Source organism: Chitinophaga qingshengii (assembly GCF_014529935.1).
GTDB lineage: Bacteria > Bacteroidota > Bacteroidia > Chitinophagales > Chitinophagaceae > Chitinophaga > Chitinophaga qingshengii.
In genome coordinates this window covers 498,900-516,098 of record NZ_JACVFC010000001.1, presented here as the reverse complement: position 1 = coordinate 516,098, position 17,199 = coordinate 498,900, and the positions used below count along the sequence as shown (strand labels likewise).

The window sequence follows — 17,199 nt, the reverse complement described above, 5'->3', positions numbered from 1 at the left end:
CCAAAATCAAAAGTATGATTTTACCTGCTTGGAACCAAGCCGGAACAGATTTCCGTTTCCTATCATCCAAACCGTGGAGGATTATGAAGTTATCCGCCGTTCTTATGCTGGGGGCCTGTTTACAACTCAGTGCCACCGGTTATTCGCAGCGATTACAACTTTCCCTGAATGAAGCGCCTGTCAGCAAGGTATTCAGTGAACTGCACCGCCAGTCGGGATATACTTTTGTATATACCGCTTCGCAGCTGCGCCAGACAGAAAGAGTGACCCTGCACCTAAAGGATGTTACGCTGACACAGGCGCTGGACAGCTGCCTGCGTAACCAGCCGTTGGCCTATACCATCGAAGAAAATATGGTGATTATCCGCGACAGGGCTATCCCGCCGCCGCCACCCATCAGGGTTTCCGGCTTTATTTATGATGAAAACGGTCAACCGGTGCCCGGCGTGTCAGTGGGCGTGAAAGGTTCCGCTAAAGGCGCCATTACCAACGCCAGCGGGGAGTTTACCCTGCCGGAGGTAGCGCCGGAAGCGGTGCTGATGGTATCTTCCATCGGGTATCAGTCACAGGAAATACCGCTCAATAGCAGGCCTGTTATTAAGATAGTGCTTAAAATCGCGCCGCAGGCGCTGGATGAAAAAGTCGTGATTGGCTATGGCTCCGCCAGAAGAAGAGACCTGACCGGGTCTATCGCGAAGGTGTCATCCCTGCGTCCGGAACAAAACATGTCTTCCAACACCGTCAATGGCCTGCAAGGCCGCGTGGCCGGTTTATATGTAAAACAGTCCGATTCCAGGCCGGGCAGTGTTCCACAGTTCAACATCAGAGGCCTGCAAACCCTGCAGTCGGATGTTAACGGCGGTAGCAACCCCCTGATCGTGGTAGATGGACTGGTAATAGATGCGTCTGCCAGCGGCACCAACGCCAATTACAACCTGGCCAACCTCAATCCGCAGGATATAGAATCTATTGAAGTACTGAAAGATGCCGCTTCTTCGGCCATATACGGTGCGAGGGGAGCGCAGGGAGTTATACTGATCACTACCAAAAAAGGTAATTTCAATAGCAAGCCTCAGGTGAACGTGAACGCCTATTGGGGTTCTACCAAGGCCATCTTCAACTACAATCCGTTGAACACCCAACAGTACGGGATGATGTTCAACGAGGCAAGAAATAACCGGATCGGTGATATCGACAAACAATTGAAGGCCGGCGGACTTACACCCGGGCAAATAGCCAATCTGAACGATGAAAAAGTACTCCTGCAAGGGCAGATTGATAACCTGGGACTGGGAACCGCTGATAACAACTGGTTGAAGAAAGTGATGCCTTCACAGGCTATTACCAAAAATCTGCAAACCAGTCTGTCCGGTGGTACTGATAAAACCACCTACTATCTTTCCTTTGGTCAGTATGCTGAAGATAACCCGGTAGGAAAAGGACGTTTTACACGTTATTCCGGTAAACTGGCGCTGACGCAGAAAATATTCAACTGGTTCAAGGCAGGAACAGACATCAGCATTTCCAATACTATCAGTAAGGATATCGATGCGGATATGTACGCTTCCTACTATAACGGCATACTCGTCAGACCGGACACGCCTGATTCCATCAACTACAACAGCGACGGTACCTATGGCTACTGGCATGGATACCAGGAACATCCTTATGCTCTCCTGAACGGGTATACGAAAACCATACGTACCTGGAATTATGTGGGTAATTTCTTTGGGGAGATTACTTTACCGAAAAACTTCTCCTTCCGCACTGCCCTGGCAGCCTCTAAGAATAATAATACCTCCGAGGCATTCGATACCCCTATCAGTTATTACGGACAGTCCAGCCGCGGGGTGTATAAAAACGAAGGTGTGAATGGGCTGCGTTATACCTGGAACAATGTATTGAGCTACCGTTTCCAGCTCAGCAAATGGAGAGGCGATGCGGTACTGGGACAGGAATATACCGATAACAGCTATAATGTTAGTGGTTTTTCCCTGACTGGTTTCCCGTCTACCCCGAGCCTTTGGAAGCCGGGTAACGCTTCCAGCTTCGATAATAATTATGTGTCCAAGAACCGTGAGTTCCGGGAAAATTCACAGTCGTTTTTCCTGCGTACCAATATGAGCTGGGACTACAAGTACCTGTTTAGCGTCTCTATCAGGAGAGATGGTTCTTCAAAACTGAAAGATTTCCGTTATGCCTGGTTCCCGGCGGTTTCCGCAGGTTGGGTGGTCACCAGCGAACCTTTTATGCAGCAACAGAAATGGATCAGCTATCTGAAAATACGTACCAGCTATGGTATGACCGGTAATATCCGTCCGGTAGGCTTAAATGATGTCAGCACCCTGGTGAATACACAGGCTTATCTGAACGCACCCTCTCTGCAGCTGTTTACCAGGTTGGGTAATCCCTCCCTTAAATGGGAACGTACCCGGCAACAGGACATCGGCCTGGAAGCCCGCTTCCTCAACGACCGGTTGAGTACCACGATAGAATATTACACCAAAAAAACAGACGGCTTGCTTTCTTCTGTTAACATTCCCGCATCCGCCGGTGGATTCACCAGTCAGCGCGTGAACCTGGGAGCGATGGACAACCGCGGTGTGGACATCGCCATCAATTATAGCAGTGCCGCTGCCGGCGCCAATAGCTTTAAATGGAATGTAGGCGTGGTAGGTAATATCAACCGCAACCGCATTACACAGCTGCGCGACAGTATCATGAATTATTCCTCTTACTACCCGGGCGGCCCGATGGGATTCGTGGTAATGGGAAGACCTACCGGTATGCTCCAGTTGTATAATGCTTTAGGCATCGATTCTCAAACAGGGGATGTAATCTATGAAGATGTCAACAAAGACGGAGTGATCAACCAGGCGGATATGATCTATGTACCTACGGCTCAGCCTAAATTCAGCGGTGGTTTCAATTTCGATGCTTCCTGGAAAGGTTTCAGCGCTTCTGCACAGTTTATATATACCGTTGGTAATAAAATATATAACCTTACTGACCAGGGCGCCCGCAATTTTGGCTTGAGTGATTACACCGGTGTGATGGATAACATGCCTGACTGGGTACTGGACAGATGGACCAAACCCGGTGATCAAAGCCGTTATCCGCGCGCTGTCGTAGGGCCTCATGGCGCCGGACAAACGACAGATTGGAACAGCAGGCCTTCTACTTTGTTCCTCTTCGATGGTTCTTTCCTCCGTTTCAAAAACTTCACACTGGGGTATGATTTCGCAGGAAGGATCGTAAAGAATAAGGCATTCGAACAGTTACGGTTATACGCAGCTGTACAGAATATCTTTACCATCAAGGATAAAGGACTGAAATCGGGTGATCCTGAACAGGCATTGGAAAACGGAATACAGCTGGATATTGTGCCTATGCCCCGTACTATTTCCATTGGTATAAATGCCCGGTTCTAATTTCTTATTGCTAAAAAGACTATCATATGCTGACATATAAAAATGCTTTGCTGTTATTCGCTACCGCGCTTTCCCTGGCGGCTTGCAGCGGTAAACTGGATGAGCCGCAACCGGATAATTCCATCGACCTGGACCATATACAACCACAGGAACTGCCGCTGTTATTGAATGGGGCCTACAAACCGGATGGTATATATTACATGGGGTATCCGGTATGGGATATCTATAGTGACGATATTGTATCTATACAGGGTGGTTCTCCTACACAGTTTAATCCGATGGGTTATGATGCCTGTAATCCTACGGTGGAAGATGGTTTCGGAAATAACCGTACCATGAACAGCGCTTATAAATCAATCGGGAATGCTAACCTGATCATTAATTACATCAACAGTAAGCATATCACAGACATGCCGCAGGTGCTGGGAGAGGCCCTGACGATAAGAGCATACCACTACACAAGATTGGTAGAAACTTTTGGTGGCGTGGTGCTGACGCTGGAAACAGAAACGGATATCAACAAAATCCGTCGTGATAAAAATACGGAGGCAGAAGTATATGCGTCTATCGTCGCTGATTTAACTGCCGCCATTCCGCTGTTAAAGGATTTTACCTCTCCTAATATGGCGTGCCGGCAAACGGCGCAACTACTGCTGGCGAGGGTTTACCTGCAGTTGGGTAAAAACCAGGAAGCAGGAGATCTGGCTGCGGAAGTGATCCGCTCCGGAAAATTCTCCCTGGTAAACAGTAACTACGGACAGGTATTTCTGTACAACACCCCCGCAAAAGAAATGATGTGGCGGGGAATAGATGGTCCGTTGAGCAGTACGTTGGGGTACAACCGTTATGGCTTGTACGCGCTTTACAGCCCGGGTCCTCCGTTTAAAGGCAACAGTCCCGGACTTACCTGGATGAGCGACGACCTCGTTGCGCTGTACGAGCCGGCGGATATCCGGACACAGCTGTTACGCCGCCAGCGTAACGCTACCACCGGTATTGAACAGACCTATCTGCTGAAATATTCAACAGATACCCTGCAAACCGCGGCTAATTCCTATGCTATTTATCCGTATATCCGTTATAGTGAGGCGTTCCTGATTGCTTCAGAAGCCAGTGCCAGAAAAGGAGCAATAGATGTGACTTACTATAACCAACTGAGAACCGCCCGTAAAGCCAGTACCAAAAGCAATGGCGACTTTGCCAGTCCGGCTGCTTTCCTGAAAGAGCTGGAAAATGAAAGAAGAAGGGAGTTTGTAGGAGAGGGCCGCCGTTGGCAGGACATGCGCCGCTTTGGTACCGCTATTCCTTTTCTTTCCAGTAAAGGCCGGGATGAAACCCGTTTGTATCTGCCTTTCAATTCCATACAACTTTCATGGAATCCTAAGCTGACGCAGAATAAAGGATACTAAGATTACTTGTTAAATCCCTTTCCGGGCCGGTCTGATGAAGACCGGCCTTTTTTTATGCCAGAAAGTACGTTATTTAAATAATTTTTCAGGAAGCTATCCATCCTCCGTCAACTGGCATGGCATGCCCGGTCACAAAAGACGCTGCATCCGAACATAGCCAAATCACTGCTTCCGCCACCTCTGCCGGTTCTCCAAAACGGCCTACCGGCTCCATATTGACAAATTGTTGTTCCGCCACTTTGTCTTTTCCGGTGATTCTGTCTATCATGGCTGTTCTGATTACTCCCGGACATACAGCGTTAATGCGTACCCCCAGCTTTGCTGTTTCCAGTGCGGCCGTTTTGATAAGGCCAATTACGCCATGTTTGCTGGCTACATATGCAGGGAGCCCGGCAAATCCGATCAGCCCTGCAACAGATGCGCAGTTAACAATGGCCCCTTTACCTTCCCTGATCATATGAGGCAGCTCGTGTTTCATGCATAACCAGATACCGGTCAGATTAACGGCGATCGTCTTCTCCCAATTGTCCTGGGTACATTCATGGGTCGGGGCAGATATGCCTTCAATCCCCGCATTATTGAATGCAAAATCCAGGCGTCCATAGGCAGAAAATGTTTCATCAATTACGGCTGTTATATCTCCTGGTTTTGAAACATCGCATTTTATGAAAAGTCCTTTGCCGCCTACGGCTTCAATTTGGTTTAAGGTCGTCCGTTCTTTATCTTCTATCCAATCTGCGATCACTACCTTTGCACCTCTCCTGGCAAAAGCTATCGCCGTTGCCTGGCCAATACCAAAGCTTCCACCGGTAACAATAGCTACTTTATTTTCAAAGATCTTTTCCATGTTGAAATTGTTAATCAATGAATAATGGATTGTCTTTTATGCTTCATGCACTTCCGGCGATTCGCCGCCATAACCCGGAACAATCGCCGGCTAAACACCAAACGGAAATGTTTCCGGCGTCTGATGACCATCTGGCAGAATATGCAAAGGATGCAGGGCGGTCGTCTCGTCCACATAAATAAAAGCATCGTACCTCAACGGGAGTATGGAAGGAACGTAATTCCCGTACTTTTCATATTGCGGATGATAAACAACGCCAATCGCGCGATGGCCGATATGATTTTCCATAAAGATATCCTGGTGAAAATCGTTCATTATCAATAATCTGTTGTGAATACCGGTGGTATGCAACAGATGTTCCCATGATCCCGACAAGGCAGGAGGAACTTCCACTTTTTGCATAGATGCTCCCCAGCTACGGCCCGCGATTACAGCGCCTTTATAAGAACCAAAGCCTACTAATACAACGTTATGATCATGATACTTCAATCTGGCCAACTCTCCGATATTATACATCCCCTGCTGACTCATATTGGTTGCGCGGGCATCTCCCACATGTGTATTATGGGCCCAGACAATGGCCTTGGCTTTTTCGCCATGTAATTTCAGGAGCCGGTCGAGGGTCTGCACCATGTGATCATCGCGGATATTCCATGAATGAGTCCCACCATGAATCATTGCACGGTAATATCTTTCTGCGTCTACCATCACCAGGGCATTTTGCTCGGCATTGAATACATTTTCATGATCTGTGTTGTAAGAGGGGAGTTTGGCACGAATCTCCTTCAGCAGATGGACTACTTCATTTTCACATAACTCCGGAACGAATTGTGTTGCCTTTGCATAGGACCGGCCATCATCGTACCGGTAAGGTTCAAAACATTTAAATGCCTCTTCTGCAATTTTTAGCGCATGGAGATCGGTTTTCTCAAGGTATTGCATGATGTTTTCCATGCTTTCCCACAAGCTATATACATCCAGCCCGTAGAATCCTATCTTCCGGTTTAAAGGCAGCGCCTGGTTGTGTTGCTTTAGCCAGTCTGCCAAGGCAACAATTTCCCAATTGGCCCACATCCAGGTCGGCCACCGGTTAAAAGAATGAAGCACCTTAAAAGCGCCCTTTCCTTCCTCTGTGTAATTCTTTATATATCTGTTCAGATGATAGCAATCGGGCCAATCTCCTTCCACCGCAATGAAATTGAAACCTTTTTCTTCGATCAGCCGCCTGGAAATATAGCTTCGCCAGTTGTAGTATTCGTGTGTTCCGTGAGATGCCTCACCAAGCATCACGATCCTGGCCTCGCCAATTCTGTTGAATAAAGGGTCGAGGTCGTTTTTTCCGGTTAGTGGATATGCCCATTGTTTAATAATGCCGGCCATTTCCTCTTCATTGGGTTTGGAGGAACGGGTAAAATAATCAGGCATTTCTCGATTTTCTTCAAAGAAAACTCATTTTACCAATGAAATAAATGAGGGTGGTCATACCTTTTGGGTGACAGAAATCATATTTTTTTCGTTGTCAGCTGCACGTGTGCTTTGACATTGGTTATACTTTAAATAGCTTATTTTGAAACGATGAAATGGTTAAGTCTTTTGGGGTACAACCAGAAGGGGCTAATTACCCCTGTCTGAAATACAACCTATAAAAAAGCAAATACGCTACCACAAAACTCCCCGGCAACATCCACCAAATCCCGCCAAACATAATCCCCCAGAACATAAGCATAAACAATACAAATACTACGGCCACGTACCTACGCATATTATCGCCATAGCGGTAACAGATACTCCGCAATAGCTGTATATATCCCAAAGCGGAAAATACCAGCAGCAGTCCGGTGGCCGGCTTAAAATACAGCAGCATCCAGGATAATTCCGGCAGCAGTAATAAGACATGCGTCAGCAGGGAATACCCGAAAATACGCTCCCGGCTATACGGAAAATTACGCAGGAAGCCCAGGTAATACTGTTCAAACTGTTGTTCCTGAAAAATCAGCGCGGCATGTGCCATCACGATCAGCAGCATGGCCAAACCGGCTACGCGAAGGTCGGACGGTATCTCTTCCAGTAAATGGAAAAAACGGGAGCTGATAATAACCAGCGTGACAGCTTTCGTGATCAGCCAGGCGATCTTTTTCTTATCCAGTATATAATATATGAAGAGACTGGACAGGGGTTTCCGCCAACGTTGTGTAAAACGCAATAAAACAGATGGAGGTGAACTAGTGTCAATAACGCGGTTGCAGCGTATCACATGGATAACAGCGCCGCCGGTCGTCAACAGAAAAAGGTAAAGCAATATCAGTACCGGCAACAGGTAGTGTTGCCATATCAACCCGATACCTACCGCGAACAATGCATAGAAGAAGGCCGGCGCATTAATCAGCAGCTGTACATAAAACCAGCTGCTGAATTGACGACGGGTAGGCATCGCATTCACACTGTAGAAAATAAACTGTTGTTCGTTGGCCGCCAGCTGTTGTTTAATATATTGCCAGCTTTTGATATTATAGATTAAACAGACAATAAAGAACAATACCATGATATACGGGCTGCTCACCAGCGTGATGGTAATAATCTGCTGGCAATACGACAGCAGGTCGGGTGGTACTTCCCCGGTGGTATTGATAAAAAAAGCGTAACTCACGAAGGTCACAAAAAGGAAGAGCAGCAGGCCGGCGTGCATCTTATAAAAGCTATGGGCAAACAGGCGGACCAGCACCATAGTGAGCGGGCGCCTCATACAGTAAGCCGTTTGATGGTTTGGGAAGCGACTACCAGCGTGTCGGTGATGTCCATCGGCGCCTGATGGGAGGCGAGCAGAAAACTGACGCCTTGTTCATGACCTTCCCTTATCCAGCGGAATAATACCTGTAAGGAAGCCTCGTCCATGGTAATCAATGGTTCGTCCAGCAGTATCAACGCCGGCTGACCAATAAACGCCAGTACCAGGGACAACTTCTTGAGCATACCGCTGGAATAGGTACTGATAGGATCATCAATGTAATCCAGCATGTTCATTTGCTCAATATAACGGGTAGCATCGCCATTTTTAGCCTCCACGAAAAGCGCTGCCATATTGCGTCCACTGAGATACGGCGGAAACAGCGGCTCTGCATCGGCAAAATTTACAAGACGGCGATAGGCTTTTGTTTGTTGCCGGAGAGAGCAGGCATTGTTGAGCACCACTTCACCTTCAAAGTGCAACAGCCCGGCCAGGGACTTGAGCAAAGTACTCTTGCCCGATCCATTGGCGCCTTGTACCCAATAAATACCGGGTGCGAGTATCAGCTCCTCCACGGAGAGAACGAGCCGGTGGTGGTAGTATTTTTTGAATTGTCTGAGGTGCAACATCTGCTATCGTTTCAGCACAAAAGCTAGCAATTTTGTGGTGGATCAAAAAATATTTAACAAACCTTTGCATTCTCGAGCAAGGTACCTAAATCATCTGCCAACCGCCTGCATTCCCCAGGAGTCGTGAAAAAGATTCACGCAAAGGGGAATTAATGGTCATATCCGCTATAAGCGGTATATTTACATACCGCCAGGCTTATGAGTATCATTCTTTCACCCGGTCACTATTTTGGTAAGGAGCAGCAATTCAATGAAAGTGCTTTCTTCAAACTGAATATCACGGCTTATCAGCCGGATACGCATATTCATGCGCATTATCATGAAAATGCGTACCTGAGCCTCCTGGTAAGGGGTGGTTATGATGAGGTGAACCGGCATTCGGAAGATGAAATCCTGCCCGGAGAGATTCTGTTCCGGCCTGCCGGCTACACGCATGCCAACCATTTCCGGCAGCAGCCCGGTCAATGCCTGAATATAGAATTTAAGCGGGAAGCATTACAGGAACTAACGCTGGACAAACCCCTGCCATCTTCCCTGATGATATATAAAGTGGGGACGTTCCACTACCTTTACCGGTTACTGCATGCCTTTCTGCGGGACCCTGCCACCTGTATGACGGAAGAATATATCCTGGGTTGGCTCTCGGAGATAACGGCGGTAAAATTGCCCTCCCGTTTACCCTGGTTTACACAAGCTAAAACCATCCTGGAAAACGAACTCGATACGCACCACACCATTCAATCCATCGCTGACAGGGTGTTTGTTCATCCCATTTACCTGGCCCGTGCTTTTAAGGAAAAAGAAGGGATGACAGTGGGCGGGTATCAGCTTAAAATGAAGGTAGAAAAAGCGATGGCGTTGCTTTTTACTACCCGTTTACCGGTCACGGATATTGCGTTCACGGCTGGCTTTTCCGATACTTCCCACCTGATCCGGGTGTTCCGGACCTACTACGGTAGTACCCCTCTACAATTCCGCCGCCAGCTGAATAGTTAATCTGATACTATTTTTTTAGTGTATGCCGGCGTTACTTTGTAAAAAAAAGAATATGCGTCGACTGATCGCGCTTTTATGCTTGTCTTTACCCTTATGGGTCGCTGCACAGAAAAAACTGGATTATCAACTGCAGGTAAATGCAGATCCGGCAAAGAAGACTTTTAGGGTGCAGGGCAGTCTTTCGTTTGAAACGACGGCTACTACGGCCGATTCTGTTAATATCGTTATCAGTAGGGGAAAAGGTGCGGCGCAATTACAGCTGCAGCAGGTTCCCGGTACGGTGGATACCAGTCTGAATGCTTCCGGTGACATCGTGTATCACTGGCGGTTTAAACATACACAACCCATCGGCACTGTTTTACATTTTACCTATGCCTACGACAGGGGAGATGCACCCACTTTCCAGTTTTATCTCGATAGCAGTTTCGTTTGGGCCGGAGGCTATGGCTCCGCCTGGTATCCGCAGGTAATGTCCCGTGCCGGTGATGGGACCGATAACTATACCCGTGGCACCGGGAATCTCCGGATAACCGTTCCCCGGCCACTCATGCCGGTGATGGCTTCCGCCACCGTAAAGACAATGCCGGGTGAAAACACGCAGACCTACGAGTATCATTACAATCAACCGGATATCTTCAGCCTGTATATAGGGAAATACACCCGCCAGGAACACAAAGGCCGTATGCCTTTTTATACGTACAGCCTGCATAAGGAAATTAAGGGAGATGAAATTTCCCATAAAGCAGCGGAAGTGCTGGCGTTCCTGGTATCACAGTTTGGTCCGTTGACCATTCCCAATTTTTCCATCATCGAATATCCCGACGAAGTAGCGGAAATTACCGGTATAGGCGGCGCCAGCATCCTGGGAGGTATCGTGATGCCAACCGGCGCGCTGCGGGAATTTAACTATGCGCTCTTTGGTCATGAAATTGGTCACCAGTGGTGGGGCAATAAAGTCCTTTCCAAAGGCGGTACCGGCACGGAAATGATCTCGGAAGCCATGGCGCAATATGGCTCTTTACAGGTAGTGGAACATTTTGACAGCGCCCGCGCCATCCAGTACCGCACTACCGGTTACCCGGGTTATCTGCCGGACCAGAGCGGATTGGGGTACCTCAAAAATGCCGCTGCCGGTAATGATGAACCACTGGCGACCATGTCAGGTAAAAACAGCCATATCCTGGGAGACAGCAAGGGTTTCATGGCATTTGAACTATTATCCAATGTAGTGGGCAAACAAATTTTTCATAAGGCCCTGCAAACCATCGGGGAGAAGTATAGCCGTGATGGCCTTACCTGGGAAGATTTTTTAAAGGAGATAAATACCGCGCACGGCAGCAGTCTCCAATGGTTTTATCAGCAATGGTTTAACCGTACCGGTGTGCCGGAATGGTCACATAGCTGGCAGCAACAAGATAAATTGTTGCTGCTGACCATCACACAGCAAGACAGTATTTACCGCCTGCCGCTGGAAGTGCTGATCACCTATCGCAACGGCTCCACTTCCCTGCAACGGATTACCCTGCAGGACCGTACCGGTAAGTTTCAATTACCGGTAAAAGGACCGGTAGCCCAGGTACAGATAGATCCGTATTTTAAAGTGCTGCACTGGGACGATTCCCTGAAACCTATAGCGGTGGCGCAAGCTAAAGTAGTGCGGGTGCTGAACCTGCGCATACAACAAAAGCCGGAGGAAGCCATGACCCTGGCAAAGACCTATCTGCAGGCCGGTATTCCTGATGACCAATACGGGGTGGAATGCTCGCTGTATTATCATATGGGACGTATTGCTGCAGCGCAGCATAAACCCGATGAAGCACTGGGGTATTATCAACATGCGCTGCAAAGTGTATCCCGTCCGGCGGAATTATTGGCTTATCTCTACTACCGGATGGCGCAACAGGCGGCCATTAAAAACGATACCGCCCTGGTGGAATGGGCCTGTACCAACGCAGTCACAGCGGATGCAGCCCATCAGAAAGCGGATGGCATGGAGGCAAAGGTGAAGTTGCTGAGAAAATGATCTGCTCCGGTTACTGCCTGTCGGATATGTGAAAGCGATAACATACATTTGGGAACTTGTTATCACTTTCACCAAAATCCGGATAAAACAGTTGTAACCTATGAGTGCAAAAAAAATTTCATCCCGCCGTGTAGCCACAACGATGCTACTTTGGAGTATGTTCAGCCCCCTCTGTCTGGTGGCCCAGCAAAAATGCGATTGTGAAGGCAATTTCAAATGGGTAAAAGAAACCTTTGAAAAAAACGATGCCGGCTTCGATTATGCGCTGCAACAAAAAGGCAAAGATGCTTATCAGCAGTTCAACAAGATCATCCTTGCCCGTATTAAAAAAGCCACTACCAAAGAGGAATGTGCCGCCGTTATGGGCGACTGGTTACAGTTTTTCAGAAAAGCGCATCATGGCATTATTCTGACTAACAACGCTCCGGCTGTTGCTGCCAACACCAGTTCCTGGGAAAAAATAGCACTATCGGAAGAACAAGCCAAACAACAAATATCTTCCGGCAGCGCAGCTTTGTTTGAAGGTATCTGGACTACAGGTGCTTACAAAATAGCTATCATCCCTAAAGATAAAGGTTACAAGGGAGTGATACTGACCTCCACTAACCCTGCCTGGAAACCGGAGAGTGTTAAACTGAAAATCTCGGCAGACAGTTCCGGTGCTTTCTATATGGGAGACTACTCCGCGAGGCCATTCGATAAAGCGGTGTTCTACGGAAAAAACGTGTTGCAACTAGGACGCATCTTCCTGAAGAGAGAGTATCCTGTATTCCCTGCAGATCCTGCAACAGAACTGTATGTCAGAGAAATCAGCACTGACGGACCGTTCCTGCAACAACTGTCTGCCAAAACCATACTGCTCCGCATCCCTACCTTTGACGATGCCCAGAAAGGTCTGATAGACAGCGTGCTGAAAGCCAATGATCAACTGCTGAAACGTACTGAGAACCTGGTCATCGATATCAGGAACAATGGTGGCGGCTCTGATATCAGTTATTATGGAATTCTACCATTGTTGTATACCAATCCTATCCGCAGCGTGAACGTGGAGATGTTTTCTACACCGCTCAACAATCGGAGGATGGAAGAGTATTCAGCACGGCCAGGTCTTTCCGAAAACGATAAAATTGAAGTACAGGCTGCGCTTAAAAAATTAAAAGAACATCCGGGACAGTTCGTGAACCTGTCGGGCAAGATCGTTGACGAACAAAAGCTGGATACCATCTTCCCGTTTCCCAAAAATGTAGGCATCATTATCAATAACCTCAACGGCAGTACGGCAGAAGAGTTCCTGATGGCCGCCCGGCAAAGTAAAAAAGTAAAACTCTTTGGTGTTACCACCGCTGGTGTGCTGGATATTTCCAATATGTATGGGGTGAATTCGCCGGATAAACAGTTTCAGTTATGGTATGCATTGTCTAAAAGTCTGCGCATACCCGACCTGACGATCGATGGAAAAGGTATTATGCCTGATTTTTATATCGATAAAAGTATCCCTTCCTCCCAATGGCTGGATCATGTGGTGCAGATACTCGAACAATAACATCAATAAGAAGAGGCGGTATACTGCCTCTTCTTTTTTTGTACCTTGGTACGATAATCAATCTCTTGTATGACAGTCTATGATCTTATTGGGCTGGTGGGACGTAAAAGCACAGACCCCGCCATCAGCCAGTTGTTTGCTACCTGCGGATTATCAAAGCCGCCTAAAACTTTAAATGCCAATCAGGGCGACAAAAGTTACCAGGATAAACAAAATAACCTCGGCTACCGTTTTAAATTCGATATCACCCACGACCAGTTTTATCCGCCGGTAAGTCCTAAAAAGGATGAGTACACCTTTGAGTGTTTCCTGAGCTCGGTGGTATTATACAGTACCGATCGGAAGAAAACGCCGGACCCCAAGCCTGCGGCCTTCTGGGAAGGATTTATCCATCCGGGCAGCAGTTATGAGGAATGCCTGGCTTTCTTTCAGGCGTCACATGATCCGAAATGTGCCATTTTCAGAAAACAGGTGAGTGAGGTCGCGCAGCTGATAGTTTGGCTGGAAGATGATCAAAGTCGTATAACGGCCATGGAAGTACGTATCCCTGAGAAAAGAGAAATCTTTTCCCGGTACGATTTTAAAGAAACGAATCAATACAACACTATCAAACAAGCCTACACGCTGTTGGTAAAATGGCTGTTTGACCACCATTATTTTTTATTACCGGAAGATGTCTACCGCGAGCCACTGACCACCGATCATGCTGCTATATTGGGTTTTACGGAGAGATACCTGAAGAACCATATATGGGATACACAATTGACCGACGATAAAAACCTGGTTTCCTTCCTGTTCCGTATTGCCCGTAGCGGGTCTATCACCTTAGCCAGCGGGGAAAAGATAAATTCCTATATCAAAATACTGTATATCGATGCTGCCGGCAAAGGCGCTGAAAGGCAGGAATTATACGACAATGCCACCATGAATGAAGTAGACGAACTGGAAAGAAGTCTCTGGCTGAACGAAACACAATGCCAGGCCTTCCTGCAAAAACTGTCTGATCTGTTTGAATTGTTTAAACAAGCGCCGAAAGAAGTATTTTAAAAAATAGTTGTTCATTTTCCGGTTGTCCGGCTGTACCGGCGGTCCTACTTTTGTGAGGAAATCAATACCTTAAACTATGCAGTTGAGCTTTGACAGGATGTACCAGGCTTCGGTGGAAAAAGATGTCGCTTTTGAAGGCGTGTTTTTTACCGCAGTCAAAACGACCGGTATCTTTTGCCGGCCTTCCTGCCGTGCCAGGAAACCGAAGCCGGAGAACATAGAATTTTTTGCGACCACCAAAGAATGTATCCTGAAAGGATACAGGCCCTGCAAGGTGTGCCATCCCCTGGAGCAGCTGAACCAGACACCCGATGATATCCGGCAGCTGCTACAGGATCTGGCCGCTGATCCCGGACTGAAAATAAAGGACGCAGATCTGCTCCGCCGTGGTATCGAACCCTACCAGGTGCGCCGATGGTTCCTTAAAAACCATGGTATCACCTTCCATGCTTATCAGCGTATGTTCCGGATCAATTCTGCCTTTAAGAAAATACAACAAGGGGAATCGGTGAGCGGAGCAGCCTTCGATGCGGGGTTTGAGTCCCTCAGTGGCTTTGGGGACTCTTTTAAAAACATCTTCGGGGTATCTCCCCAAAAAAGCAAAACACAACGGGTCATTGACCTGAAACGGTTGGAAACACCGCTGGGGACCATGTACGCCTGTGCGGTAACAGAAGGCGTTTGTCTGCTGGAATTTACCGACCGTAAGATGCTGGAAACGGAATTCCGTTACCTGGCCCGTGTGCTGAACGCTACCATCGTACAAGGCAATAATCCTCATTTTGACACGCTGGAAACACAGCTGAAAGCCTATTTTGACGGACAACGGAAAACCTTTACGGTACCCTTGTATATGCCGGGTTCGCCTTTCCAGCAATCGGTATGGCAGGTATTACGGGAGGTGCCCTATGGCGCTACCCGTTCCTATAAAGACCAGGCTGCAGCCCTGGGTAAACCCGAGGCTATCCGGGCGGTAGCCAATGCCAACGGCATGAATAAAATTTCTATCCTCGTTCCCTGTCACCGTATTGTGGGGGCAGACGGCTCCCTGACCGGCTATGGCGGCGGTATCTGGCGCAAACAATGGCTGCTGGATTTTGAGAAAAACCATTCCTGATTATTTTCTACCTCTTTTATGATCATCACTACTACCACTGTCAACAGATGGTATGCGCTGCTTATTGTCCTGACGGCGCCGCTGTTGTACGTCATCGATATCTTTATCATCAATATTGCCATTCCCACTATCAAACGCAGTCTGCATGCAACCGATGGAGAAGTTCAGCTGGTGATAGCGGCCTATCTGCTGGGGAGCGCCTGTTTCCTGATCACGGGTGGCAGGGCAGGGGATTACCTCGGTAAAAAGAAAGTATTCTTTTGGGGAATGGGATGGTTTACGCTTACCTCCTGTATTTGTGGGTTGTGTCAAACGCCGCTGCAACTGAATATCGCCCGTTTTCTGCAAGGGGTAAGTTCCGCTTTTATGGTGACCCAGTCCATCGCCCTGATACAGGTCTTGTTTCCGGTACCCGAAGAAAGGGCTAAAGCTATTGGCTGGTACGGTATTACGCTGAGTGTAGCGGCCATTATCGGGCAGATGTTGGGTGGTTACCTGGCAGAAACTGATGGGGTGGTGGAGGGGTGGCGGCTGATCTTCTTTATCAATTTGCCGGTGGGAGCCGCCGCTATGTGGGCGATTGACCGTTATCTGCCGGAAACCGCCACCACAGCAGGGGTGAAGTTTGATTATGCCGGTGCGGCCGTCCTCACCCTGGCATTGGGTTGTTTGATATATGCGATCACTGAAGGCCGGGAACAGCATTGGCCATGGTGGAGCGGCGTACTGCTGGCATTGTTTGTGGGTTTGTCGCTGGTATTTGTGCGTATACAGCAGTTAAAACAAGGGCCTGATAACGGTGCGTTGATCAACCTGGCATTGTTTGCACAACCGGTATTTAACCTCGGGTTGCTGGCTGTTTTGTTTCATTTTATGTTGCATACGGCTTACCTGCTGATGATGGCGGTATACCTGCAGGATGGACTGGGTATGTCGGCGCTGGCTTGTGGCGCCAGTTTTATCCCGCATGCATTGTTGTTTATGTTGTCGTCCGTGGTAGCTTCCCGGCTACTGGTAAAGTATGGGAAGAAGGTGTTGCTGACCGGGTTGCTCCTGATAGGGATCGCTTTTATCCTGCAATATAGTTGTGGCGATGACCGGGTGACGACGGTGGCGCTGATTGCCCTGTACGGCCTGGGAAACGGTATGGTACTGCCTTTTCTGCTGAATATAGTGCTGGACAAAGTGCCGGTACAGGATGCGGGAGCTGCGTCGGGTATTTTCTCCACTTTTCAGCAAACTGCATCCGGGTTGGGGATCAGTATTATCGGCGGGATATTTTTTGCCGTACTGCCATCCGGTGCTCACGCCAACGGCTACATGGAAGCGCTGCGTTACGGGCTGGCGGCAGGAACCGTTTGCCTGGTGGTTGTAGCTGGGATGTTGTGGGCGTTACCGGCCAGGAGATAATACGAATATACAAGGTGCAACG

The 17,199-nt window shown here is 48.2% G+C and carries 12 protein-coding genes; 8 read left to right on the top strand and 4 right to left on the bottom strand.

Going from position 1 to position 17,199, the window contains the following annotated elements:
- The first annotated feature begins 83 nt into the window (after nucleotides 1-83).
- Both ICL07_RS01985 and ICL07_RS01980 read left to right on the top strand, forming a co-directional pair.
- Entirely contained in the window at nucleotides 84-3,431 is a 3,348-nt protein-coding gene (locus ICL07_RS01985; RefSeq protein ID WP_188086271.1) for a TonB-dependent receptor, read from the top strand.
- 26 nt (nucleotides 3,432-3,457) lie between these two features.
- The gene (locus tag ICL07_RS01980; protein WP_188086270.1) at nucleotides 3,458-4,840 is read left to right on the top strand and encodes a RagB/SusD family nutrient uptake outer membrane protein; all 1,383 of its coding nucleotides are present in this window, start codon (nucleotides 3,458-3,460) and stop codon (nucleotides 4,838-4,840) included.
- Nucleotides 4,841-4,925: 85 nt separating this feature from the next.
- On the opposite strand, the gene ICL07_RS01975 is transcribed toward ICL07_RS01980, so the two are convergent.
- The 4 genes from ICL07_RS01975 to ICL07_RS01960 form a co-directional block, all read right to left on the bottom strand.
- A complete protein-coding gene (locus ICL07_RS01975) occupies nucleotides 4,926-5,687 on the bottom strand; it encodes an SDR family oxidoreductase (protein WP_188086269.1) in 762 nt (253 codons plus the stop codon).
- Between the two features lie 90 nt (nucleotides 5,688-5,777).
- Nucleotides 5,778-7,112 (bottom strand): erythromycin esterase family protein, encoded by a 1,335-nt coding sequence (locus tag ICL07_RS01970; RefSeq protein ID WP_223151726.1) that lies wholly within the window; start codon nucleotides 7,110-7,112, stop codon nucleotides 5,778-5,780.
- A 193-nt stretch (nucleotides 7,113-7,305) separates the two neighbouring features.
- Entirely contained in the window at nucleotides 7,306-8,430 is a 1,125-nt protein-coding gene (locus tag ICL07_RS01965; RefSeq protein WP_188086268.1) for a hypothetical protein, read from the bottom strand.
- Nucleotides 8,427-9,041 (bottom strand): ABC transporter ATP-binding protein, encoded by a 615-nt coding sequence (locus ICL07_RS01960; protein ID WP_188086267.1) that lies wholly within the window; start codon nucleotides 9,039-9,041, stop codon nucleotides 8,427-8,429. The genes ICL07_RS01965 and ICL07_RS01960 overlap by 4 nt, the downstream gene beginning before the upstream one ends.
- 198 nt (nucleotides 9,042-9,239) lie before the next feature.
- On the opposite strand from ICL07_RS01960, the gene ICL07_RS01955 reads away from it, so the two are divergent.
- The 6 genes from ICL07_RS01955 to ICL07_RS01930 all read left to right on the top strand — a co-directional run bounded on the left by ICL07_RS01955 (nucleotide 9,240) and on the right by ICL07_RS01930 (nucleotide 17,177).
- A complete protein-coding gene (locus ICL07_RS01955) occupies nucleotides 9,240-10,037 on the top strand; it encodes a helix-turn-helix transcriptional regulator (RefSeq protein ID WP_188086266.1) in 798 nt (265 codons plus the stop codon).
- A 52-nt stretch (nucleotides 10,038-10,089) separates the two neighbouring features.
- Nucleotides 10,090-12,060: a M1 family aminopeptidase gene (locus ICL07_RS01950; RefSeq protein WP_188086265.1), complete on the top strand. Its 1,971-nt coding sequence runs from the start codon at nucleotides 10,090-10,092 to the stop codon at nucleotides 12,058-12,060.
- 100 nt (nucleotides 12,061-12,160) lie between these two features.
- Entirely contained in the window at nucleotides 12,161-13,603 is a 1,443-nt protein-coding gene (locus ICL07_RS01945; RefSeq protein WP_223151725.1) for a S41 family peptidase, read from the top strand.
- 69 nt (nucleotides 13,604-13,672) lie between these two features.
- On the top strand, nucleotides 13,673-14,650 hold the full coding sequence (locus ICL07_RS01940; protein ID WP_188086264.1) for a hypothetical protein: 978 nt from the start codon (nucleotides 13,673-13,675) through the stop codon (nucleotides 14,648-14,650).
- A 76-nt stretch (nucleotides 14,651-14,726) separates the two neighbouring features.
- The gene (locus tag ICL07_RS01935; RefSeq protein WP_188086263.1) at nucleotides 14,727-15,767 is read left to right on the top strand and encodes a bifunctional transcriptional activator/DNA repair enzyme AdaA; all 1,041 of its coding nucleotides are present in this window, start codon (nucleotides 14,727-14,729) and stop codon (nucleotides 15,765-15,767) included.
- An 18-nt stretch (nucleotides 15,768-15,785) separates the two neighbouring features.
- Entirely contained in the window at nucleotides 15,786-17,177 is a 1,392-nt protein-coding gene (locus ICL07_RS01930) for an MFS transporter (RefSeq protein ID WP_188086262.1), read from the top strand.
- Nucleotides 17,178-17,199 lie beyond the last annotated feature (22 nt).